General features: G+C 42.4%; 23 protein-coding genes. 15 read left to right on the top strand and 8 right to left on the bottom strand.

Annotated features, from left to right (window positions below; genetic code table 11):
* Window positions 1–74 precede the first annotated feature (74 nt).
* Complete coding sequence (locus tag ACFO0S_RS10485; protein WP_378141963.1) at window positions 75–1,082, top strand: sodium:calcium antiporter; 1,008 nt, start codon at window positions 75–77, stop codon at window positions 1,080–1,082.
* 35 nt (window positions 1,083–1,117) lie between these two features.
* Here the strand turns inward: ACFO0S_RS10485 and ACFO0S_RS10480 are convergent, their stop codons facing one another.
* On the bottom strand, window positions 1,118–1,663 hold the full coding sequence (locus ACFO0S_RS10480) for an ECF transporter S component (RefSeq protein WP_378141962.1): 546 nt from the start codon (window positions 1,661–1,663) through the stop codon (window positions 1,118–1,120).
* A 117-nt stretch (window positions 1,664–1,780) separates the two neighbouring features.
* Between ACFO0S_RS10480 and ACFO0S_RS10475 the strand changes: the two genes are divergently transcribed.
* Window positions 1,781–3,481, top strand: coding sequence for an ABC transporter ATP-binding protein (locus tag ACFO0S_RS10475; protein WP_378141961.1), 1,701 nt, complete (start codon window positions 1,781–1,783; stop codon window positions 3,479–3,481).
* Between the two features lie 8 nt (window positions 3,482–3,489).
* Here the strand turns inward: ACFO0S_RS10475 and ACFO0S_RS10470 are convergent, their stop codons facing one another.
* Entirely contained in the window at window positions 3,490–4,335 is an 846-nt protein-coding gene (locus ACFO0S_RS10470; protein WP_378141960.1) for a TetR/AcrR family transcriptional regulator, read from the bottom strand.
* A gap of 101 nt (window positions 4,336–4,436) precedes the next feature.
* Here ACFO0S_RS10470 and ACFO0S_RS10465 point away from each other — a divergent pair, with 101 nt between their 5' ends.
* The 5 genes from ACFO0S_RS10465 (at window position 4,437) to ACFO0S_RS10445 (ending at window position 10,686) form a co-directional block, all read left to right on the top strand.
* A complete protein-coding gene (locus tag ACFO0S_RS10465) occupies window positions 4,437–7,532 on the top strand; it encodes an efflux RND transporter permease subunit (protein WP_378141958.1) in 3,096 nt (1,031 codons plus the stop codon).
* A 102-nt stretch (window positions 7,533–7,634) separates the two neighbouring features.
* Window positions 7,635–7,823: a hypothetical protein gene (locus ACFO0S_RS10460; RefSeq protein ID WP_378141957.1), complete on the top strand. Its 189-nt coding sequence runs from the start codon at window positions 7,635–7,637 to the stop codon at window positions 7,821–7,823.
* Between the two features lie 98 nt (window positions 7,824–7,921).
* Window positions 7,922–8,770 carry a VOC family protein gene (locus ACFO0S_RS10455; protein ID WP_378141956.1) on the top strand — a complete coding sequence of 283 codons (849 nt, stop codon included), beginning with the start codon at window positions 7,922–7,924 and terminating at the stop codon, window positions 8,768–8,770.
* An 88-nt stretch (window positions 8,771–8,858) separates the two neighbouring features.
* A complete protein-coding gene (locus ACFO0S_RS10450) occupies window positions 8,859–9,521 on the top strand; it encodes an HAD family hydrolase (RefSeq protein WP_378141955.1) in 663 nt (220 codons plus the stop codon).
* Window positions 9,522–9,585: 64 nt separating this feature from the next.
* Window positions 9,586–10,686, top strand: coding sequence for an MBL fold metallo-hydrolase (locus tag ACFO0S_RS10445; RefSeq protein WP_378141954.1), 1,101 nt, complete (start codon window positions 9,586–9,588; stop codon window positions 10,684–10,686).
* A 25-nt stretch (window positions 10,687–10,711) separates the two neighbouring features.
* On the opposite strand, the gene ACFO0S_RS10440 is transcribed toward ACFO0S_RS10445, so the two are convergent.
* Window positions 10,712–11,161: a GyrI-like domain-containing protein gene (locus ACFO0S_RS10440; protein WP_378141953.1), complete on the bottom strand. Its 450-nt coding sequence runs from the start codon at window positions 11,159–11,161 to the stop codon at window positions 10,712–10,714.
* Between the two features lie 80 nt (window positions 11,162–11,241).
* Between ACFO0S_RS10440 and ACFO0S_RS10435 the strand changes: the two genes are divergently transcribed.
* Window positions 11,242–11,427 carry a hypothetical protein gene (locus ACFO0S_RS10435; protein WP_378141951.1) on the top strand — a complete coding sequence of 62 codons (186 nt, stop codon included), beginning with the start codon at window positions 11,242–11,244 and terminating at the stop codon, window positions 11,425–11,427.
* Window positions 11,428–11,496: 69 nt separating this feature from the next.
* On the opposite strand, the gene ACFO0S_RS10430 is transcribed toward ACFO0S_RS10435, so the two are convergent.
* Window positions 11,497–13,257, bottom strand: coding sequence for an ABC transporter ATP-binding protein (locus tag ACFO0S_RS10430; protein WP_378141949.1), 1,761 nt, complete (start codon window positions 13,255–13,257; stop codon window positions 11,497–11,499).
* A 171-nt stretch (window positions 13,258–13,428) separates the two neighbouring features.
* On the opposite strand from ACFO0S_RS10430, the gene ACFO0S_RS10425 reads away from it, so the two are divergent.
* The 5 genes from ACFO0S_RS10425 (at window position 13,429) to ACFO0S_RS10405 (ending at window position 19,988) form a co-directional block, all read left to right on the top strand.
* Complete coding sequence (locus tag ACFO0S_RS10425) at window positions 13,429–14,832, top strand: ABC transporter permease (RefSeq protein ID WP_378141947.1); 1,404 nt, start codon at window positions 13,429–13,431, stop codon at window positions 14,830–14,832.
* Window positions 14,833–14,842: 10 nt separating this feature from the next.
* Entirely contained in the window at window positions 14,843–16,339 is a 1,497-nt protein-coding gene (locus ACFO0S_RS10420; protein ID WP_378141946.1) for an ABC transporter permease, read from the top strand.
* A 21-nt stretch (window positions 16,340–16,360) separates the two neighbouring features.
* Window positions 16,361–18,154, top strand: a complete 1,794-nt coding sequence (locus ACFO0S_RS10415; protein WP_378141944.1) for an ABC transporter substrate-binding protein — start codon at window positions 16,361–16,363, stop codon at window positions 18,152–18,154.
* A gap of 263 nt (window positions 18,155–18,417) precedes the next feature.
* Window positions 18,418–19,032: a 5-oxoprolinase subunit PxpB gene (gene pxpB / locus ACFO0S_RS10410; protein WP_378141943.1), complete on the top strand. Its 615-nt coding sequence runs from the start codon at window positions 18,418–18,420 to the stop codon at window positions 19,030–19,032.
* On the top strand, window positions 19,029–19,988 hold the full coding sequence (locus tag ACFO0S_RS10405) for a 5-oxoprolinase subunit C family protein (RefSeq protein WP_378141942.1): 960 nt from the start codon (window positions 19,029–19,031) through the stop codon (window positions 19,986–19,988). Before pxpB ends, ACFO0S_RS10405 begins: the two co-directional genes overlap by 4 nt.
* Window positions 19,989–20,074: 86 nt before the next feature.
* Here ACFO0S_RS10405 and ACFO0S_RS10400 read toward each other — a convergent pair whose 3' ends face one another.
* Window positions 20,075–20,644 (bottom strand): hypothetical protein, encoded by a 570-nt coding sequence (locus ACFO0S_RS10400; RefSeq protein WP_378141941.1) that lies wholly within the window; start codon window positions 20,642–20,644, stop codon window positions 20,075–20,077.
* A gap of 220 nt (window positions 20,645–20,864) precedes the next feature.
* On the opposite strand from ACFO0S_RS10400, the gene ACFO0S_RS10395 reads away from it, so the two are divergent.
* A complete protein-coding gene (locus tag ACFO0S_RS10395; protein ID WP_378141940.1) occupies window positions 20,865–21,293 on the top strand; it encodes a phosphate-starvation-inducible protein PsiE in 429 nt (142 codons plus the stop codon).
* 131 nt (window positions 21,294–21,424) lie between these two features.
* Here ACFO0S_RS10395 and ACFO0S_RS10390 read toward each other — a convergent pair whose 3' ends face one another.
* From ACFO0S_RS10390 to ACFO0S_RS10380, 3 genes are all read right to left on the bottom strand, one after another.
* Window positions 21,425–21,589 carry a hypothetical protein gene (locus ACFO0S_RS10390; protein WP_378141939.1) on the bottom strand — a complete coding sequence of 55 codons (165 nt, stop codon included), beginning with the start codon at window positions 21,587–21,589 and terminating at the stop codon, window positions 21,425–21,427.
* Window positions 21,590–21,663: 74 nt separating this feature from the next.
* The gene (locus ACFO0S_RS10385; RefSeq protein ID WP_378141938.1) at window positions 21,664–21,807 is read right to left on the bottom strand and encodes a hypothetical protein; all 144 of its coding nucleotides are present in this window, start codon (window positions 21,805–21,807) and stop codon (window positions 21,664–21,666) included.
* Between the two features lie 79 nt (window positions 21,808–21,886).
* Window positions 21,887–22,204, bottom strand: coding sequence for an ArsR/SmtB family transcription factor (locus ACFO0S_RS10380; protein WP_378141937.1), 318 nt, complete (start codon window positions 22,202–22,204; stop codon window positions 21,887–21,889).
* Window positions 22,205–22,414: 210 nt separating this feature from the next.
* On the opposite strand from ACFO0S_RS10380, the gene ACFO0S_RS10375 reads away from it, so the two are divergent.
* Window positions 22,415–23,722, top strand: coding sequence for a M48 family metallopeptidase (locus ACFO0S_RS10375; RefSeq protein ID WP_378141936.1), 1,308 nt, complete (start codon window positions 22,415–22,417; stop codon window positions 23,720–23,722).
* The last annotated feature ends 142 nt before the right edge of the window (window positions 23,723–23,864 follow it).

Here is a 23,864-nt window from a genome sequence, read left to right as displayed (position 1 = left end):
AACAGACTGAAGGTCAGATGTTTTCATAAAAGGGTCTTTTTTTGTCCCCAATTTACTATAAAGGAGAGAAATCTATGGTCTATGTATTATTTATTTTAGTGGCAGCGGTAACGCTTTATGCAGCCATGAAGTTATCGACATTTGCAGATGTGTTAAGTACAAAAACATCGATGGGTGGAATGTTGGTAGGTACCATCTTATTGGCCGGAGCCACATCATTACCAGAAGTCACAACCAGTATATCCGCAGTTGTGATTGGCAACCCGGATATTGCGGTAGGAAATGTTCTCGGGTCTAATCTTTTCAATCTGTTTGTTCTAGCTATGTTTGATTTGTATTTTAGAAGTAAACGGCTTTATGAACAGATCGATCGAACCCATTTGTATTCTGCCATTCTCGCAATTATCCTCACCTCATTAGCACTTTCGGGATTGCTTTATAGTGAAACGCCAGCCATCTTAGGTGTAGGGATTGATATGATTGCTATTTTAATCATTTACATCATAGGTCTGGTTTATATGAATAAGAAGTCATCCTCTTCGATGCAACCTGTCCAAGAAGTACCGACTGAAAAAACATCAAAGAAAAAGCCAGGCAATCCACATTCAGATATTTCTTTAAAAAGAGCTATTATCGGTTTTTCGATTGCTGCCGTAGTCATTATGGGTGCAGGTACAGCGTTATCCATTTTAGGGGACCAGATTGCTGTTTTAACTGGACTCGGTTCTAGCTTCATTGGGAGTTTCTTAATTGCTGCGACTACTTCGCTTCCGGAAGCGGTGTCTGTCTACGTGGCACTTCGATTACGAAATGTAAACTTAGCTTTCGGGTCTATATTGGGAAGTAACATCTTTAACATGCTCATCTTGGTTATGTCAGACTTTGTTTACAGAGAAGGGTCTATTTTGAACGCGGCTGCAGAAAGCCACATCGTTACAGGAGTCAGTATCACATTCTTATCTTTACTCGTGATTTATGGAATCCGTCGTAAACCGACCACCAAGTTAGGTACGTATTTGATTCCATCTGTTCTCACAATCATCGTTTACTTTGTGACAACCTATCTCTTATTTATTTCCTAAACAAAAGCACGGCCTAGGATGGCCGTGCTTTCACTTTACTTAAAATAAGGAATGCGTTTCAAGACTAACACAACTGGAATTGCTACAAGAATTCCTACACCATTTTGAACTAAGTTTCCTGGGATAGAGGCCATCGGTGCGTACCAGTTACCATAAAGAATTCCTTCGCATACATAATACACAGCGAGCATGAATGGGATGGAAACAATTGCAGCTAAGATGTTTAGTCCGACACTGCTACCGTTCTTTCCACCAGCCCAAGCAATCTTTCCGACCACATAGCCTTGAATCCCACGTGCGATGAATGTGAAAGGTGCCCATAGCGTCCAGCCGGACACTAAGTCAAAGATGGCCATTCCGAATGAGCCGGCAAGTGCGCCTTTTTTCGGACCGAATAACATGGAAGCAATGAATAACATCGCTGTTCCTAAATGCACCAAGCCACCATTCGCGGCAATAGGCAGACGAATATTTAGTAAAAGTGTAGCGACAAAGACAAGCGCAATCAACATCGATGTTAGAATAAGATCAAATGTCTTTGGACGTGATGAGGAGGGTGTCAATGTTTGTGGATTTTGCATACAACCAAACCTTCTTTCATTAATGTAAAATGTACATCTACTTTATCAAATGACTGAACCCTTAAAAAGTATCAGTTTTAAATAAAAATAAGGGGTCAGTTGGTGGGGGATAAAACTATGAAATCTTTGGTAGCTGGTATGAAGTGGCCTAAATGGATGATTGCTATTGCTTTTCTATTTAGCTTGATCGAGACAGGATTCGGTCTGGTTATCCCGCTCTTAACGATGAACTTTATTGATAGTTTTACAGAAGGAGGCATCAGTCCGCTTGTCATCGGGGGCATAGTGGCGCTGCTAATTGTACAAGCTGTCCTATCAGGAATTGCCTTTTACTTGATGCGGAAAATCGGAGAATATGTGGTCGCGTTTATCCGTAATAAGGTGTGGCATCATGTTCTGGGTCTGCCCGTATCTTTTTTTGATGAAGAAGAATCTGGTGAACTGATGAGTCGTATCTTACAAGATACAGGTGTCATTAAATCATTGATTACAGAACACCTGATCACCTTCTTTACAAGTATTTTGACGGTGATTGGTGCAGTGGCTATTTTAATTTGGATCGATTGGCGCATGACTTTAATTCTACTAGTTTCTGTTCCACTCACACTTGCCATTATGTTCCCGATTGGAAGGATGATGACGAAGGTAGCCAAATCCACCCAAGATGAAGTGGCGACATTCAGTGCACAACTTGGTCGTGTCCTCCAAAATATTCGTCTCGTAAAATACAGCCAATCCGAACCAAAGGAACAAGTGCACGGAGAGCAACAGGTCGACAGAATCTACTCATTCTATTTAAAAGAAGCCAAGCTGGTAGCTGTTTTATCTCCTGTGATGACTCTCGTCATGACGCTTGTTCTGATTGTGGTCTTTGGATATGGAGGCGCACAAGTGGCCTCTGGTGCGTTAACAGCTGGTGCACTCGTTGCGATTATTTTCTATCTGATTCAAATTATTGTTCCGTTTACGCAAATGGCCAGTTTCTTTACCGCTTATCAAAAGACAATAGGGGCCACGGAACGTATTAAAGACATTTTGGAACGTGCTCAAGAAAAGAACGAGGGGAAAGCACTGTCGACCCTTGAACAAGATATTCACATTCGAGACCTCACTTTTGCATATGGAGATAAAGTCATCTTAGAAAATATGAATTTTACGATTCCTAAAGGGAAAGTGACCGCTTTCGTTGGGGAAAGTGGCGGTGGAAAGACGACGTTGTTTTCTCTCTTACAACGTTTCTACGAGCAGCAGTCAGGAGAGATTCTCTATGGAGAAATGGATATCCGTCAGATTCAATTGACGGAATGGCGGAGTTTGTTCGGGTATGTGTCTCAAGAAAGTCCTCTGATGAATGGGACGATTCGAGACAATATCCTTTATGGGGTGGCCCTTGAGGACGTAACAAACGAATCAATTGAACAAGCCTTGAAACAAGCCAATGCATGGAATTTTGTCTCTAGACTAGAACAAGGACTGGATACACCGGTTGGGGAAGGTGGGATTAAATTATCTGGTGGACAACGGCAACGCATTGCCATTGCCCGGGCTGTTATCCGTAACCCTCGTATCCTCCTTCTTGATGAAGCGACGTCAAGCCTAGATACAGAATCAGAGAGGCTCGTTCAAGAAGCTTTGCAACACATTATGAAAGACCGGACCACTTTGATCATTGCGCACAGATTATCCACTGTGCAGCATGCGAATCAGCTGATTGTGATTCGAGAGCGAGGTGTGCGAGGGGCGGGAACTCACAGGGAACTCGTGGAAACCAACCCTTATTACCAAGAGCTTGTTCGCAATGCGCAATTACTCACTTAAAAAGACGCCTACTCGGCGTCTTTTTTTGGTTCCATCGTATTCAAAAGATAGGACAGCCATTTTGTCGGAGAATACTCCATAAAGTTGCTATAAAGCCCTTTGATAACTGCTTGGCGAGGGGTGGATCTCGCCATCTCCTCTTCCAGAACTTCCAGACTCTCTTCAATGAGGGGTGGGTGTTGCTCTGTTTTTAAGTCTAGAATCGTAGCTTGAATACTTTCAATACCAGTTTCTCCCGTTTTATTAAGTAAAGGGATGCGTACCATTTCTTCCGTTACATACCACTTCTTCGTGTGAAGTGCCAAAATAGTCGTTTTCTCCACCAACGCTTCTGCAATTTGCTGTGTATCGTGGGGATACGGGTGAAAGAGAACGAGTTGCGAATAGATGCGCACAAAACCTTTTACAGAAACAAGTAAATCATAATGCTGACTCTTCGTTTCTTTTGGATACAATTCTTCAAATAGTTTAATTAATGATTCGTCAATGAGCATATCGTAAACCATTAACTTTTCAAGAATTTCTTCGTTGAGTGAATACATTTGTTCTTGGGCATACATTTTCGCGAAATCGGCATGCGTTTCAAGGAGTTGTAGGTGCTCTAAAAAGTATTGGTACAATTTTGTGGTGGCTGTTACATCTGAATTGACTACTCGGTCAATATCAGCCACAAATTGTTTCATAAATGTATCAATTATCTCCATAATCAACTCTTCTTTTGAAGAGAAAGACAGATAAAATGCGCCTTTAGAGATACCGGTCACTTTTGTGATATGTTGTATAGAAGTAGCTTCAATTCCATTTTGAGCAAATAATTGAATGGCACTTTCTACTATCTGTTGTTTTTTTGACATAATTTCTACCTCATTTCGTATTCTATAAATTGACTATTGACCGATTGGTCATTACTATAAAGTGGTAAATAAAATTAGTCAAAGTGAAAGGAAGTTTCTTTGTGCAAAATCTTGTTCGATTTGTTTTAAAAAATAAGTTTGCCGTCTGGTTACTCACTCTTATTGTAACCTTTGCCGGCATCTATTCCACTACTCAAATGAAAATGGAGTCCATACCGGATATTTCGATTCCCTATCTGATTGTAGCAGGCGTCTATCCGGGGGCAACTGCGGAACAAGTGATGGATGAAGTGTCCATTCCACTTGAACAAGCGGTGGAAAGTTTAGAAGACGTGAAAGCTGTGTTCTCAAACTCTTCCGCAAACGTTTCCCAGGTACAGATCGAATATACCTACGGTGTGGATATGGATCAGAAGAAACGAGAATTGGAATCCGTTTTAGACAATGTGGTACTTCCTGAAGAAGTGGAAACACCGTCGATTCTCTCCATCAGTTTGAACATGTTCCCGGTCGTAGCTTTATCGATTAGTAGTGAGACCGAATCAATTGTAGAACTGACAGAACGCGTAGAAAGTTCTATTCTACCTGAAATTGAGAAAATTGACGGAGTTGCGTCTGCGACGGTCAACGGGCAGCACGTGGAAGAAATCCACGTAACGTATGATCAGGAAGCATTGGCGCAATTTGCGGTCACTGAAGACGATGTAAAACAAATGATTGAAGCAAGTAATATTGCTGTTTCACTAGGCTTATATGAGTTTGAAGAAGGGGAGGAAGCGGTATACGTGGACGGAGCCGTCACCTCTGTTGACGACTTAAAGGAAATTTTAATCCCCGTCACACCTTCAGAAAGTAATCCTACCCCGTTTGTGCCACTTTCAGAGCTTGCTGACATTGAACTTGTTGGTAAAGTGGAATCCATTGCACGGACGAATGGGGAAGATGCCATTGCGATTCAAGTCGTGAAAGGACAAGAAGCGAATACGGTTACCGTTGTAAATGCTGTAAAAGATCTCATGAAAGAGCTAGAGGCGGATGTGGGTGGGTTAGTTGTCGACATGACACTTGACCAAGGAGAGCCAATTGAAGACTCGGTCTTTGCCATGATTGAAAAAGCGTTGATTGGTGGTTTGATTGCTGTCGCGATAATCTTGATTTTCTTGAGGGACTTCCGTTCTACACTAATCGCGATAGTTTCAATTCCAGTTTCTATTTTTGTAGCACTCCTGTTACTGAACTGGCTTGACATCACACTCAATATCATGACGCTTGGAGCCATCACCGTCTCCATTGGACGGGTCATCGATGATTCCATCGTCGTTGTAGAGAACATCTACAGGCGTATGCATTTGAAAGAAGAGAAATTATCAGGACGCAAGTTGATTCAATCCGCAACGATTGAAATGTTCAAACCAATTTTATCTTCTACACTTGTAACGATTGCTGTTTTTGCACCTCTTGTCTTTGTGGGAGGTATGGTAGGAGAGCTGTTCTTACCGTTCGCACTGACAATGTCATTTGCTCTACTTGCGTCATTAGTTGTTGCCATTTCGATTGTACCAGCGATGTCACATAGTCTTTTCCGTAAGAAATTATACGGAGAGAAGACCCCGTCCAAACATGATGAGGTTGGAAAGCTGGCATTATGGTTTAAAGGGATACTTGAAAAAGCATTAAACCATAAATGGATCACGTCCGTTATTGCCGTCGTATTATTGGTTGGTTCATTAGCACTGACGCCACTCATTGGCTTCTCGTTCCTTGGTTCTCAAACAGAGAAGATGATGTATGTCACGTATTCGCCAGCAGCAGGGGAACTCGGCGACGAAACGATTGAAAATGTCGAAGAAGTGGAGCAAGAACTACTCACTCGCGAAGAAATTGATATCGTCCAGTTGTCAATCACCGATGCGTCGTCTGCTGATATGGCAGCGATGATGTCGGGCGGAAGTGATGGAGCACTTCTTTACTTGATTTTTAATGATTCCATTTCCGTGGATGAATTTGAAGACTACCGAGCTGAAATTACAAACTATCTGACAGGGCTCGATCAACCTGGGGAGTGGAAAGAGCAAGACTTTATGGGTGGCGGTATGATGTCATCGAATGAAGTGGCCTATACTCTGTACAGTGAAGATCTCGATGACCTGCTTTCCTCGGTTTCAGAAGTAGAAAAAGCCATGAACCAAATCGACGGGTTAGATGAAGTGACATCGGATGCAGAAAATCCATATGTCGAACACGTCTTACGCATTAAGCAACAAGAGGTTCTGCAATATGGACTAACAGCCGGTCAATTGCTTATGGCGCTAACAAGTTCGGGTCAAGATGAAGTACTAACATCCATTCGTACCGAGAATGGAGACTTAGACGTCATTATTCAGCGTGAAGAAGCACAGGCTGTTGCTACGTTTGAAGAGTTGTTAGACACGCCTGTGCCAACAGCATTAGGCACCACCATGACGCTTGGTGAACTTGTCGAAGTGGAAGAAGGCACGACACAAAATACGTTAAGCCGTTCTAAAGGCGAATATTATGCTTCGGTTTCTGGAACCATTTCTGGAAATGATGTATCCGGTCCAAGTGCAGAAGCTCAAGAAGCGATTGATGCCCTAGATTTACCGATGGGTGTGAAAGTGGAAACGGGTGGAGTTACGGCTGACATCAATGAGACGTTCACACAACTAGGGTTAGCAATGGCGGCAGCAATAGCTATTGTATACTTTATTCTTGTTGTGACATTCGGAGGGGGACTGGCGCCATTCGCCATCTTATTCTCCCTACCGTTTGCCGTCATTGGATCATTCACTGGTTTATTTATCACTGGACAGACGATTTCTGTTTCCGTCATGATGGGTCTTCTCATGCTGATTGGTATTGTCGTTACAAACGCCATCGTCCTAGTTGACCGTGTCATTCAAATGGAACGAGAAGGAATGTCGGTACGAGAAGCCTTACTCGAAGCAGGGGCTACACGTTTACGTCCAATCTTAATGACAGCCATTGCAACAATCGGTGCAATGATTCCAATGGCACTTTCAAGTGGTGGCGGAGGACTCGTTTCTCAAGATTTAGCGATCACTGTTATTGGAGGATTGTTCTCGTCTACTCTCCTTACCTTGGTTGTCGTTCCTGTCGTGTATGAAATTCTTCGTAAATTCCAAAAGAACAAATCTCTTGTCGATACCGAAGAATAAAGTTGGAAAATACCGAAGTGCTGAGAAATTCAGTGCTTCGGTTTTTTATCCAGTGAAACTTTCGTGAAAGCAAAACGTAGAGATAAAAAAGGGGGAATTGGTATGTCAGGTTTCGCAAGTGTAGGTATTGGACTGTTCTCGTTGATATACTTGTTATTTATTTTGGCTATGATCGGATTTGTCATTTGGTTTATGGTACAACTCATCGCAACGCAACGTGAAAAAGTACAAGCGCTTAAAGAAATCTCAGCGCAACTTAGAGAACGCAATCTATCCACCACTAAGTCCTAGCATCCTAAAATCGGGGTGCTTTTTTTATTGACAACTTTAAATTACTATTATAAACTAGGTTACATAAAGTAAGTAATTGATAATTTAGGAGCGATAACATGAACTTTCATACAAAACCTGTCACTTATGTTTCAAATGTCACCATTCAAGTTTCTGACTTACAACGATCACTCGACTTCTATCAGCGTGTCATTGGATTCCAAATCTTGTCTCAGACATCTCAAGAAGCTGATTTAACTGCAGATGGCCAAACTGCTATTTTGACCATTGTTCAACCGGAAGATGTAACACCAAAACAGCCACGGACAACTGGGCTCTATCATTTTGCAATTCTCTTGCCAACACGTGAAGACCTGGCGAGCATTGTTCCGCATCTCGTGAATAACGGTGTGCAACTTGGTTCATCTGATCACTTAGTGAGTGAAGCACTTTACTTACCAGATCCAGATGGTAACGGGATTGAAATTTATCGAGATCGCTTGCCAGAAGAATGGACATGGCATGGTGATTCAGTTGAAATGACGGTAGATCCACTGAATTTCAAAGATTTGTTACAACCTGAAAACATTTCACCATGGACAGGGCTACCAGCAGGCACTGTAATGGGTCATATTCACCTTCACGTGGATGATTTGAAGACTGCAGAAGCATTCTATGTTGACGCGCTAGGATTTGAAGTCGTCACACGATACGGTCATCAAGCCCTGTTCATTGCAGATCAAAAATACCATCACCATATCGGACTCAATGTTTGGAACGGTGTAGGGGCTCCTCGTCCGGCTGAAAACAGTGTAGGATTGAAACACTATACCTTAACTGTGGCAAATGCTGAGAAACTCGAAGACCTTGCGAAACGTTTAGAAGCAAAAAGCTATAAAGCGAACCGTCAAGACAGTCGGGTCATTACAGAAGATGCAGCTGGAAACGAAATTCATATTCTATACTGAGTAAAAGGGTGGGACAGGAAACTGTCCCGCTTTTTTGATGGCCCGGATTCCTGTACACTGAAGAAAACGATGTGCAGGGGGAACCAAGATGAAAGTAGCTTTATTCGATTTTGACCGAACCATTTACCGACATGAGACATATACACTACTCATGCGCTTTTTACAGAACCATTCTGTGTATAAAAAGCGTTATAAGAAATTCATGCGCCGCTTAATGCCTGTTTACTTGATGTACAAACTTGGGATGACTCCAGAAAAAAAGATGCGAAAGAAAGCGATGGAAATCTATCTTCGTACGTTTGAAAACTCAACAGAAGAAGAACTGAGACAGTATTTCAGAGAGATGGGCGAGCAGATGAAAGACGACTTCAATGAAGAGGTTCTTCGCCGGTTGCATTGGCATCACGAGCAGGGACATCGCGTTCTCGTCATTTCCGGTGCATTTGATGTGATGTTACAAGAGGTGTTAAAAGATTTACCGGTAGATGCATTATTAGGTACAAAAGTGCCGCTCCAATCAGGAAGACTTCAAAAAGTGGTGGAATTGACACACGTACATGAGCGTCAAAAGATTATTCAAATCGAACAAGACTTGAAAGAGTATGATGTTTCATGGGAAGAGAGCTATGCATATGGCGATAGCATTTATGATTTGGATGTATTGAATTTAGTAGGCCATCCTGTTGCCGTTCAACCGGATGGAGACTTAAAAGCCTATGCCAAGAAAGAAGGATGGGAAATTCTCGAATAGAAAGTTATAAGGAGATTAGAATAGGGAAGAGACTAGCTAGATACTCACGGAAGAGGTGGAAGCAATGCGCAATAAAAAACTATGGGTAGCGGGTGCTTTACTTGCTGGGGCCGCTGCCTATCTTGTCACGTATCCTGCGTTTGGAAAACGTGTCAGTCGAACAGAAAAGAAACGATATGATGAATTGCCCCATTACACGGATGGAAAGTTTCGAAACACACCACCCATTGTTTCTCCAGGAGGTTTAGAAACACTCCAGAGTCTCGCAAAAGATTTCTTTGTAGGAAAGGCAGATTTACATCCGGCCAATCCAATGCCTACGGAGAAATTTATTCGAGAAATAGGGTTAAAGACGCCACATGTGACATGGTTTGGTCATTCCTGCGTCCTTGTGGAATGGGAGGACAAAGTTCTGCTCGTTGATCCTATGTTTGGAAAGGTTCCTTTACCGTTTCCGATTAAGAATATGCGCTACCCTTCTGAGGAAGCTCTTGATTTGAATGATCTCCCTGTCATTGATTGGGTAGTTTACTCCCATGACCATTATGATCATCTGGATTATGATACAGTGCAAACCATCAAGGACCGTGTTCGCAAGTTCATCGTTCCTCTCGGTGTAGGGAAGCGGTTAGAAGGCTGGGGAGTACCAACCCATCGTATTTTTGAGCTGGACTGGTGGGAATCGTATCAAGATGACGGCATTCGTTTCCACGCAGCATCTGCACGCCACTTCTCAGGTCGTTTAGGTATTGACTATGCAGAAACACTCTGGTGTTCATGGGTGTTTGAATGGGACAATTACCGAATATTTTATAGTGGGGATAGTGGATATGGTCAACACTTTGAAGAAATCGGACGTCGTTATGGACCGTTCGATCTGGTATTAATGGAATGTGGTCAGTACGATGAACGTTGGCCAGGGGTGCATATGCATCCAAACGAAAGTATGAAGGCTTTTTTTGATACAGGTGGCGCACATCTCATGCCGATTCACTGGGGCGCCTTTACGCTTGCTTTCCATACTTGGGATGACCCGCCTGAACAAATGATGCATCTTGGTGAAGAACATCAGGTGCATGTAGTGATACCGAAAATCGGTGAAAAATTAGATGTTGCTAAGCTAGACGACTACGAAACAACGTCTTGGTGGAAACCAGTGATTTAATGTGAAAAAACACCTCTCCTATGTATCAGGATGAGGTGTTTTTCACAGGTAGATAGATTTCCACTTCTTCGCCAGTCTCCGTCGGGAAATACATTTCAACAATATATCCGGAATAATCAAATACTAACTTCTCTTGTTGCATCCAATCATTCAATTGAAGATGAAGTGTTCCGATGTCTTCTATGGTGCCACGAGAATAAGCAAAATCCCGAGTGAATTCCATATATTCCATACCCGCCGGTGGGTGATCCGGTTGTTTGGAGACAAGGGTTCCTACAAAGAAATGACCTTCTGTATGGTCGTCTCCTCGGTGAGGTTCAAAAATAGCCACTTCAATCGAGGCATGATGATCCACTTCTTGCAGTCTTTTCATGAATTGTTGGGCTTTTTCCGGTACAATCGTAGCATAGTCAGTAAATAACCCTTGATGGCGCGTGACGACAGCGCGAAGAGTCAATGTTTGATGTGCAGGCAATCGTTCGTCCTCCTCCTGAATCCGTCTAAGGATAGTATTCGTGAAAGGACAGAAAACTTCCTGCTGAAAGGAGAAGTTCGATGAAACATCGTTGGTTAGGTCTCTTATTTCTAGTTATTGGTGTACTGCTGATGTCAGCGGTTTTAGTATGGCCCTATTTACAGACGATTGATCCTATCTACCGCATCCCGTTATACTTTCCCTCGTTAGTCCTTAGCGCAATCGGTCTCTACCTGTTTCGGATTTCTGCAAGCCCGAAACAATAAAGAAATCCGTGTATGCGGATTCAATTAAAATAAGTTTTCCCAGCCTATCAAATGGTGGCACGACTATTTTCATTGATAGGTCAATTGCTGTTGTACGGCTACCCAATGATTCGGGGATACTTCCGTTAAGATACTGTCTTCTACATCATAGACTTCCGTCGTTTCTTGACGTAACCTTGCCGACCGGTTCTCCAGTCGCTCAACTTCTACATGGGGGTCAGGAATGGGAATGGATGCCAGTAATGCTTTTGTATATGCATGTTGTGGGAATGTGTAGAGTTGCTCACTTTCCGCGAGTTCGACGATTTTCCCTTTATACATGACGGCTACACGATCACTTATATGTTTTACCATAGATAAATCATGAGCGATAAATAAGAAGGTTAAGTTGAATTTCTGCTGTAAATCACGCAATAAATCGACAATTTGCTTTTGGATAGAGACGTCTAAGGCAGAAAGAGGTTCGTCACATACTATAAAATCTGGCTCGACAGCAAGTGCACGCGCAATTCCTATTCGTTGACGTTGGCCTCCCGAAAATTCGTGAGGGTATCGCATGGCATGACTCTTTTCAAGTCCTACGAGCTCTAACAATTCTTCCACTCGCTGTTGCCGGTGAGACCGGTTTTTAGCTAAACCGTGTAAGTCGAGTGCTGTGCCGATAATATCCACAATCTTTTGTCGTGGGTTAAGGGAAGCATATGGGTCTTGGAAGATAATTTGGATACGTCTGCGCATTTGTTTCAATTGATTTTTTGTTAAACGGTTTAGCGGAATCCCATCAAATAAAACATCTCCAGAAGTTGCTTGGTGGAGTTGTAACAAGGTACGCCCTGTAGTGGATTTGCCAGAACCCGACTCTCCTACAAGGCCCAGTGTTTCACCTGGATAGATAGAAAAGCTAATATCATTTACAGCCTTCAAGCGTTCTCCGCGACCTAAATCGAATTCCTTTACAAGCGAGCGTACTTCAATCAAAGGTGTTGTCACGTCTTGAACTCCATTAGTTGTAGAGAGTGGTTTTGGCTGTTTAGGTTCATGCAATTTAGGCAATGCATTCAATAACTTTTGGGTATACGGATGTTTGGCATGATAAAAAATGTCTTCTGTCGTTCCTGTTTCTACAATCTCCCCTTTTTCCATCACAATGACACGATCACACATCCCCGCAACTACACCAAGGTCATGCGTGATGAGGACAATAGCTGTCCCTAATCGTTGTTGCATCGTCTTCATCAAAGCAAGAATTTGTGCTTGAATCGTTACATCAAGTGCTGTCGTCGGTTCATCCGCAAGTAGCAGCTGTGGTTCACAGGCAAGTGCCATGGCTATCATGGCGCGTTGACGCATCCCTCCAGAAAATTCATGTGGATACTGGACAGCGCGTTGTCGAGCATTCGTAATTCCCACTTGCTCCATTAATATGACACTTTGTTCAAGCGCTTCTTTCTTTGATAGTTTTTGATGTTTGATCAAGCTCTCTGCTAGTTGATCCCCGATACGAGTCGTCGGGTTGAGGGAGCTCATTGGGTCTTGAAAGATCATCGAAATCTCTTTCCCACGAACTTGCTCTAAACGTTTTTCGGAAGCTTGAATTAATTCCTCCCCTTTCCATCGAATCGACCCATCTTTTATGAAAGAAGGAGGAGAGGGAAGCAACCGCATGATTGACCGGGCAGTTACACTTTTTCCAGAACCGGATTCACCCACAATAGCCACAGTTTCTCCAGGGAAAATGTCGAACTCGACATTCTTCACAGCCTCTATCTCTCGCTCTCCCGCTATAAAAGAGACTCGTAAAGCTCGGATGGATAAAATTGGTTGAACCATAGAAAACACCTCAATTTTAAAATGAAAAAAATTAGTTGACTCTTTTTTTAATATGTTTCATACTCTACTATACCACTAGGGATTATACAATATATCGATTCCCACTTTTAACTCGTCTTCATATTGTGAAGGCGGGTTGAATTTTTAGGTTGTGAAAGGAGTGCAGTTCAGATGGCACTATCCAGTTGGATGAAAGAGCTCTACATAAAAAATGCTCGGCAGAAACGAATATTCTGCCTTCAGATTCTACTAGCACTTCCACTTCACTTGGTAAGTTTGATTTTATATCTCGTTCGTCGTCCGGACCGGTTGTATCGTGATCAATTACACAGTCAGAAAGAATTAGTGAGTGATGAACAACGGCAACGATGGTTCAACGATTATTACCACCAAGAACGTGCCAAAAATCACGCCTTTCAGTTACAGCAATCCGACAACGTGATGAAGCAACAGGCTCAAAAGTTGACGGACGAACAGGAAGTGCGGGTTGTGGAAGGACAATTACTAAGACAAGGCATTCATCCACAGACATACGCCTCGTTTACAGCAGACCGAATCGGACAGCCTCCATTTTTCTGGTTAACTCTTCTTTTGGGATTGCCACTATACGCATTCTTAGCAGGACGTAGCCAATCATTCGCTTGGTTCATCTTGGGGCGCCTTGTACAGACATTATTTGTGATTGTGGGCGTAGCTACGTTAGTCTTTACGATTTTATATATATCCCCACTTGATCCAGCACGAAATATTTTAGGTGTAGAGTCTACACCGGACCAAGTAGCCAATTTTAACCGTATTTATGGGTTAGACCAACCGTATCTTGTGCAGCTGCGTGACACGCTAGTTGGATTATTTACATTTGATTTAGGCACTTCATTTGCCGGAAAAGAAAATATTGCAGCTAGTATCGCTTCAAAATTTCCAGTGACGCTAGTTATCGCGTTATTTTCACTCGCCATGGCCATTGCGATAGCCATTCCGGCTGGAATCGTATCTGCTCTCCGCCCGAATAGCTATTGGGATTATACATTGATGATTGTGGCTCTCATCGGACTATCTATTCCAAGTTTTTGGCAAGGGTTGTTATTTATTCTTGGGTTTTCTATTCACCTTCAATGGTTCCCTGCTATTTATAGTACATCCAATTGGCTTTCCCTTGTTCTACCGGTTGCGGTTCTAGGCACATCGATTGCTGCGTCTATTGCTCGAATGACTCGTTCCTCTATGTTGGAAGTGATTCATGAAGACTACATTGTAACAGCAAAGGCAAAAGGTCTTACAGAACGTCAAATTGTCTCAAAGCATGCACTTAAAAATGCGATGATTCCCATCATTACTGTAATCGGGCTTCTTTTCGGTGGCATGTTAGGTGGGGCTGCCATTACTGAAAAAGTATTTAATATTAGTGGGATTGGAAGCTATATCGTTGATAAGCAGTTTATTCCTGATATCCCAGCACTCCTCGGTGGAGTCGTGTATATCGCGATTGCCATATCCCTTGTCAATTTGTTCATCGATATTTTATACGCGTTTTATGACCCGCGGATACGTTCGACCATGAAAAAGAAAGGATAGGAGGGCTTCCGTGAAACAAATTACCAATGACGCACTGCGTCTTAAATTATCACAAGAATACCGCAACGCTCATTTCACATGGGTGTTTACAGCACTGTTCACCCTCTTGTTTTTGCTCTATAGCTTTGATTTTGCAACGCAACAGGTGCGCGTTCCAGTTGTCGTATTCTTGATTGTCTATGCTGGTACTACTCTCTATGTACTTTTCCTTGCAAAGCGCATCAAACAAGACATCCTAACTAAAAGAGGGGTGCAGAAGCGGACGCGTCTCTTCGCCTACCCCCTTTTGCTCACCATTTTAGTAGGGAATATCTTTGCAGCAGGTTTCGCGTTTGTTTTAGCAAATCGTCATCACCACCCAGAGTATACATTTGCTAGTTATGCTTTTTTGACTCAGCTCTTTATTATCGGCGTGGCTGCATTCAATCTATTTAAACCGTACGTAGTCGATACATTTGTTCTAGCGATGGGGCTCCTCATATTGATGGCTATTTTTTACGGGGGAATGATAGTCTTAACAGCCAAGTTCGTCACAGTGGAAAACGCGCCGAGGTGGATGGTGTTTCCGGGTATCTTTCTCTTACTTAGTCTATTTATAGGGAACTTCTTCGCTGTCTTACTGGGCTATTCCTTATTGAAAAAGACATTATCTACGAACCCATCATCTATCGAGAAATGGCATAGCATGTGGTTGAAGATCACCCGAAATACGATGGCGATTTTTGGAATGTTCTTTATCACATTTATTTTCTCATTGTCAGTGGTGAGTGAATTTGTCTTTGATTATGATTTTGCGACACAAAATAATTATAGTGCGATTTTACAAAGTCCATCGCTATTGTATCCATTAGGCACAGATGATTTTGGTCGAGATCTGTTTTCGCGAATAGTGTTTGGTGCTCAAATATCTTTAATTGTCGGATTTGCATCTACAGTAATCCCATTTCTAATTGGCGGTACACTGGGGGCGATTTCAGGTTACTTTGGTCGAACTACCGACTCGGTCATTATGCGACTGCTCGATGTGCTCTATGCGATTCCGGGGATTCTTCTAGCGATTGCCATTATCGCAGCATTTGGAGCAAATACAGTGAACCTGATTATTGCACTGAGTGTAGGGGCTATTCCTACGTATGCACGAACCATGCGAGCCACTGTCATGCAATTGTCTAACTATGAATTTGTAGAAGCGGCTCGAGCACTCGGCGCTTCCGATGCTTCGATTATCTTTAAACAAATCGTTCCTAATGCATTAGCCCCAATGATTGTAAAAGCCACTTTGACGATTGGTGGTGCTGTGATTGCAACAAGCAGTCTAAGCTTTTTAGGACTAGGCATCGAACCTCATATTCCTGAATGGGGGAATATTTTGAAAGTGGGGAGTACGTATTTAGAAACGCATTCATACGTAGCTATCTTTCCTGGTATTTGCATCATGTTACTTGTGTTATCGTTTAACTTTTTTGGAGATGGCCTGCGCGATGCGCTTGATCCAAAAACAAATTAATCTAGAGGAGGAACAGTCAACATGAAGAAATTTTTTGCGGTTGCTGCAGCAGCAACCCTCGTTTTAGCAGGCTGTGTTCAAACGAAGTCGGATAGTGAATCAGGTGGCGTATCGGAGACGCCTTCTGCTGAAAAACCAGTAATTGAAGTACTAGGTATGGCATCAAGCGAACAAGATATGAACATTGTGCGTGACCAGTTATTGAAAAATGGTTTTGAGGTAACATTAAATATTCAACCGGATTACGGTTCTTATTCTTCTCAAAAAGATGCAGGCAACTACGATATTGCTGTATCTAGCTGGACAACCGTTACAGGAAATCCAGATTATGCGGTGCGTGGACTCTTCAAGTCAGATGGAGCGTCAAGTGTAATTGCTGATGAGCAACTGGATGAATTAATAGACGCAGCAAGTGCAGTAACGGGTGAAGAGGCAGTGGAGGCATACAAAGCGGTAGAAGAACTGCTTGTGTTTGACCAAGCTTATATTGCGCCACTTTATATTTCTAACAAGGCCCAAGGCATTTATTCGGCAGCTGTCAACCCAGATACCGTGCGTCTATCTAAGTCACGCGCACAAGCATGGGAGAAGATCTCCTTTAATGATTCTTCTTTAAATGCTTCTGAGACGTTAGTGTTGCACCAAGCAATTGGTTCCCTGACATCACTTGACCCAATCAAAGCCAATGATGGATCCATCAACACACTTAATACAAACATGTATGTTCGCTTGGTCAATTTAACAGATGCAGATGAAGTGGTGGCAGAAGATTCCCTTTCATACAATTATGCAATGACAGAGGATAACTCTAACTACTACTTTATCTTACGTGATGATATTAACTTTGCAGCTGTTGAGAACGGAGAGGCGGTTGATACGGGTGATTTAGTGTCGGCAGAAGACGTTGTCTTTTCATTGAATCGTGCGAAGGATCCAGAATCTGTTCCAGATCACCGCACTTATAGCTTGCATGAAAACATGGACACTATAGAAATTGTGACAGATATAACGGAGCTTGAGAATGCTACAACACCAGATGGAGAAAGTATTCTAGAAGCGTTGTCTCAAGAGCTCCCAGCAGATGTGACGGCACTAGTTGCTTCTGAAGAGGAAGTAGATAATGCAACAGGGAATTACCAAGTAGTAAAAATTACGACAACGCAGCCATTCCCGCAAGTACTCAACTACTTAGCACATCAATCAGGCGGAATTGTTTCTGAACATCAAGTTACTTCTATCAATACATTTGATGTAGCAAGTTACGACCCGAATAGCGACATCGCTTATGGTGACCAGTCTACAATCACAGAAGGTGGTTCATACGATAATCACCTGTATGCAAGCGGTCCATACATTTTAGTTCAGAAGAATGACTATGAAGCACAATTTGTGAAAAACCCTGCGTACCGAACAGGTTCGGAGTATGCACCAATCATCGAGTCAGTGAATGTGCGATTCATCGATGATAATGACAGTGCATTATCTGCCTTACGTAACGGGGAAATACACGTGCTTCAATCGGTGCCAGATACAAAATATGACGTCGTGAATTCTGATGAGAACCTGACACTGAAGCAAGCAGACAGCAATGGTGTGAGCTACCTACAATTCAACATGTCAGGACGTGAAGTATCAAATTCAGCAGATCTTCGAAAAGCCGTTCTTTATTCAATCAATCAGCAAGACTTTATTACGTACTATCAAGGAAATAAAAAGCCTGCAGTATCTACTGTGTCACCACTTGTTGATACAGGGTTATCATTTGAAGCAGATGCAGACAAAGTAAAAGAATTCTTAAATGCATACCAACAGTAATGAGAAAAATACCTATCCAATTCGGATAGGTATTTTTTTACCTAAATCGTTTTATGGCTTGTGGAAACGGGAGAATTCATGTGAAATTTAATCAACTCTTTTTGTTTTTAGTGAGTAGAAAAGTAGCTTGCAATCCACTTCCACAACCAGTAAGATAAGAAATGTTTTGTAAAACGGAATTGCTGTTCCGAATTTAAGGATATAAATGATAAGTGAGGTAATGGGAATTGACGGGATATTGGTTGACCGAAGAGGTGTATGTCATGAAGTTTGTAGGGCAGCCGGAATCTGTAGAGAAACGAAGAAAGCTCGAGCAACTGATCCACACACAATTTCATGAAACAATTCATGAAACTGTTTCCACCGCCTATACGCTAGCTCTCTATTTTTCCCCATCTTTGTCATATGAGGCAATGTGCCGGGTAATTGGTGAATTGGAGCAACAAACGAACTTTTTAAGTACAACACCCACTCCATCACGTCTTTTTGAAATTCCTGTTCTCTACGGCGGGGAAGAGGGACCTGACCTAGCCATTGTAGCTGAGCATAATGGGATGACTGAAGAAGAAGTGATTGTTCACCATACAGCGGGAACCTATCCGGTGACAATGATTGGATTCGTGCCAGGGTTTCCTTATCTAGAGGGTTTATCTGCAAAGTTACATACGCCTCGTAAGACAACGCCTCGTATATCCATTCCGGCAGGTAGTGTCGGCATTGCGGGTGGGCAGACCGGAATTTACTCTATCTCCACGCCAGGAGGCTGGCAAATCATTGGGCGAACCAACCGCCAACTTTTTTTACCGGATCAAGACCCACCGAGTCTTCTTCAAGCAGGAGATCGGGTCAAATTTGTCGCTGTGGGGGGATTGAAATGATCGAAGTGATTCATCCTGGACTGCTAACCACGTTTCAAGATTTAGGACGCCGGGGATACCAGAGTTTCGGTGTGCCGATTGGCGGAGCCATGGATACGGTGTCGCTTGAAATCGCTAATTACTTAGTAGGTAATGAAGCGGATGAAGGAGGGCTTGAGCTGACGCTTTCGGGTACGAAATTGCTGTTCCATCAGACAGCAACCATCGCGATTACTGGAGCTAACCTGATGCCGCTAGTAAATGAACAGCCAATTCCCATGGGGAAAGCAGTATCTATCGAACAAGGAAGTTTGTTGACGTTTTCAAAAGTGTCTCATGGGTGTAGAGGGTATGTAGCTCTGGCAGGAGGTTATGACATCGAACCTGTCCTTCAGAGTATGAGCACCTACCTTCGCGCATCCATTGGCGGACTAGACGGACGGGCTCTTCGTAAAGGGGACCAAATTCTCTGCAAAGTTTCTCAGTCGGATTTACCATGCAGCGATTTTACTATCCGTACAGAAGACTGGTGGACACGTCCGCGCATCCGTATTGTAAAAGGTCCGGAAGTGCACCGGTTTATAGAAGACCAATTGGCGAACTTTGTACAAACTCCTTACTCCGTGTCTCCTCAATCGGACCGCATGGGATACCGCTTAGATGGTGCTCAATTGACCCCTGAACAATCGGAAGAAATGCTCTCAGAGCCGGTTACAAAAGGTGCCATTCAAGTACCTGCGGACGGCGCACCTATCGTTCTCATGGCCGATTGCCAAATGACTGGGGGTTACCCAAGAATTGCGCAGGTTATTCAAGCAGATTTGCCTGCCATGGCTCAGAAGAAACCAGGGGATATCCTACATTTTGAGTGGGTGACATGGCAAGAAGCACGTAAAGCACTCGACCACCAGCGCAAACAATTGAAAGAACTCGCGTTTAGTATTCAGGAAAGGAGGGCGCGTCATGCTTATGAATAGTGATATAGGCGAATCATTTGGCGCGTATGATATCGGCGATGCCTAAGCCATGTTGCCGTACAACACGCCAACAAATAGTGCCCCACTTAAATTTTTCTATTTTTTGCTTCTTTAGCAGATTTCTCTACTTCTCTTTCTGATTCACTTGTGGAAGGGAGAAAAGGCTCGGGATGATAATCGGTTCGTTTTCCGTAACGTAGTATCTCGTAAATGATCATGCCGTTGTTCGGCTTTCCACCAATCATTCGCATAGGCACGATATCAAATAAAACATAGTAAAATACGTAGAAAATGAATCGATCCCAAAACGTTCGCATATCTTCAAAATAGCCATTGGCTAATAATAGATTAAGCGAGATCCCAAGAAGGATATTCATGAGAATAGGTGCTGAGTAAATAATAATGTATATCCATTTATTTTTGTGTTTCAACTCGTCATAAGAAAACCAACTATATAGATGATAGTATTTCCGCACATCGAACATACCGATTCGGAAGAGGCGAGGGCCTGATCCAATCGTCAAGCGCGGATTGTCGACCCCGATGAAGAAGGTGACGATGACATAGCCAAGCTCTCGCATGAATATGACTATAGGTAATATTAAAAACGCCGAGATTAGCAATGAAAAAAAATCTGTAAATCCAAATGTAAACATGAGTGTCTTCACCTCGTTTTTCTATTAGAGGAGAGTATAGCAGGAATTTGGAAAAGACTCGACTTTCAGTGTAAACGCTTTCTGAAAATAAGTGTTGACTTATGTGGTAAAAATTCGTATAACTATTACAATTCTTCATGGGAAGAAAGTTTACATGTCGTCCATCAGAAACGGATAGTAAGGATGTCAAATGAAGTTGAATAAAGGGGGAGAACAAGAAATGACAAGACCGATGCGAGAAGTCATTCCTTTGACTGTAATGATTCCAAAGATATTGCAAAGTTTTTTAAACCTAGCTTTAATCGGACTGGCTCTAACATTATCCTTTTTATTAGTTCGTTCATTAGTAGAGTTCGGTCAATTGATCTGGTCCGTCTCGACCTATGATTACAAAGTATTTCTAGCGGACATATTATTGTTCTTTCTCTATTTCGAATTTATAGCGATGATTGTAAAGTATTTTAAAGAAAACTATCATTTCCCACTCCGTTACTTCCTCTATATCGGAATCACTGCGATGACTAGGGTCATTATCGTTGAACATGACAATGCATTTCATACATTACTCAATGCTTTAGTTATTTTGATTCTTATCATCAGTTATTTCATCATCAATATGACACCTAGAGAACGGCCACAAGCCAAATAAAAAAACTCCCGCACCAATGCGAGAGTTCACGATTTACGAAGTATTTGCTTAAAGTAGTTCCACACGCGGTGAATCAGCTTTTCATCATGATCCGATGCTACTAGATTTTTTGATTTATCGATGCGCATGGATTAGCTAATAGCTTTTTGAGTAGATTTGAAGATATTCCACTTCGATAATCCCTTTACTTTTGTTGTGAAAGAAGACGTCTTATTTTCAATACGTTGATGGGCTTGGAAAGCCATTTCATTCTGTGCGTCTTTCATTGATTCTCCAACTGTGTAATAGTTCATCATTTTTTATTCCTCCATAATTGTATGAAATTTTAATTAAACAAGACAATTTGATTAAAAGTCGAAAAATTTAAATTTTAGGATTTGATTGAAAACCATTTCTTCCAAGGGTGGGGCTTTACAGTAGTAGCTGTCTGGTTGTCTAAACGTTGCTGTGCTAAAAACTGAATGGAAGACTGATTTTCTTTTACTGATTCATGCATAGAATATAAATTCATCATAAGAAATTCCTCCTGAATTGTTTTAATTTTTAATTAAACAAGACAATTTGATTAAAAGTCCTAAGCACAACCGGAAAAATCAATTTTCCGGTTTGAATAGACAACAGAGTTCATCAGATAATAATTGATTCAGCTCTACCTGATTCAATTGATAAAAACTCCAGGTTCCGCTTGTTTCTCGTTCAAGAAGGTCGGCGTCCAATAGAATTTTTAAATGGTATGACAGTTTGGACTGTGTCATATCCACCAACGGTGCGAGATCTCCTACGCACATAGCACCTTTATTCGATAAGATGTTCATAATCTGCAAGCGTTTCTGGTCACTAATGGCTTTGAATTTCTTTTCATATATTGCTAAAGTGTCCGTTGAAAGCGTGCAATGTGTCGTTTCTAGCATCGAATTCACCTTCTAGTTGTTCAATCAAATTTCCTTGATAAACTCATCATACGACCCCTCAGGTCGCATGTCAACTATTTCATCAAGAAATATTGATTAATTGATAATGGTGAATTTTGAGAAAATTAATTTACAAATAGTGTCGAAAAAGTGCTAGTTTGACATGCGAGAACATGTTATTGTAGAAAAGTGAACAGGAGGAATTTCAATATGCAATCATCCCATATTCGATCTTCGCGAGAAGTTGTCTATTTTATTATTAGTTTGTTAATCAGTATTAGCATATACATAGTAGCTGCTGTATCAATTGTTGGAATTGGAATCGCACTGATTGTGTTTGCTATCGTGTTTTATCTTCAACTGATCATGTTGGGATCCATCCGCGGAAACGGGGTACGCATCCATCAACAACAGTTTCCTGATGTGTATGCACGCGTAGACGTATTAGCCAAAGAGATGGGCTTAAAGAAAGTACCGGATGTCTTTGTCATCCAATCGGAAGGTGCATTGAATGCTTTTGCGACACGCTTTCTTGGACGTGACATGGTCGTTTTGTATTCAGAGGTCTTTGAGCTTGCTCGAGAACAAGGTCAAGAGGAACTCGATTTTATCTTGGCGCATGAATTAGCGCACGTTAAGAGACGACATGTCTGGAAGAATCTATTGATTTTACCTGCCGCCTTCGTTCCGTTTCTTTCACAAGCCTATAGCCGTTCCTGTGAATATACATGTGACCGCCATGCGGCATATGTCATTCAAAATCCACAAGCGGCCCGTCGTGCATTGACATTGCTCGGAATCGGCAAAGGAACATTCCGTGAAGTCAATGAAAACGCATATATGCAACAGATTGAAACCGAATCGAATGCTGCAGTATGGCTTTCTGAAATCTTATCTACCCATCCTTTACTTCCGAAACGGGTGCAGGCTATCTCTGTGTTTGCAAATACAGCACAAAAGGTGTATCAGCCAAGATTAGGAAAAGTACTCGGAGGGGCAGCGTTACTTGCTGTGGGGATTATGGCAGTATACTTTACAGCCATTGCCTTGTTTGCAGGAGGAAGTTTCCTATACGGCAACCTATTCACCTCTGCGTTTACTTCGGAATGGGAGGAGACACTTGGTGATGAATCGACCGCTTTTGGTATAGAAGGGGAAACTCCTCTGATGACAGCGGCGTATTACGGGAACACGGAGTCTGTAGAAGCAGAACTTGCTGCTGGAGCCGATTTACTCGCAACAGACGCGGACGGTTCAGACGCTCTAATGTATGCGGTTTACGGGGGAAATGCAGACATCGTCCGTTTCCTTCTTGACCAAGGTGCGGACCCGAATACGGCTGACAACTATACGACAGTACTTACAACGGCTGTTACGTATGGAGACCGTGCATCTGCTGAAGTATTGCTGGAGTACGGGGCAGATCCATCTCTTGCGGGACCGGAAGAACCCTCTGCATTTGATGTGACGGAAACGAATTCGATTGAAGAGCTACTCGAAGCGATTGAGTCTTACTAGCTGCCCCTTGTGGGTGGCTTCTTTTCGGACCACTTGATTACTATATGAGGCAAGAAACAAATAATGACGCATACATTCATAGATTCACTATTTAGACACATGAACTAGGTCTCGCGTCTCTGTTCGATTAGCCGTTTCTTTC

This window comes from Chryseomicrobium palamuruense (genome assembly GCF_042649045.1).
Lineage (GTDB): Bacteria > Bacillota > Bacilli > Bacillales_A > Planococcaceae > Chryseomicrobium > Chryseomicrobium palamuruense.
The sequence above is the reverse complement of the archived record's forward strand: the minus strand, read 5'-3'. Positions and strand labels throughout refer to the sequence as shown.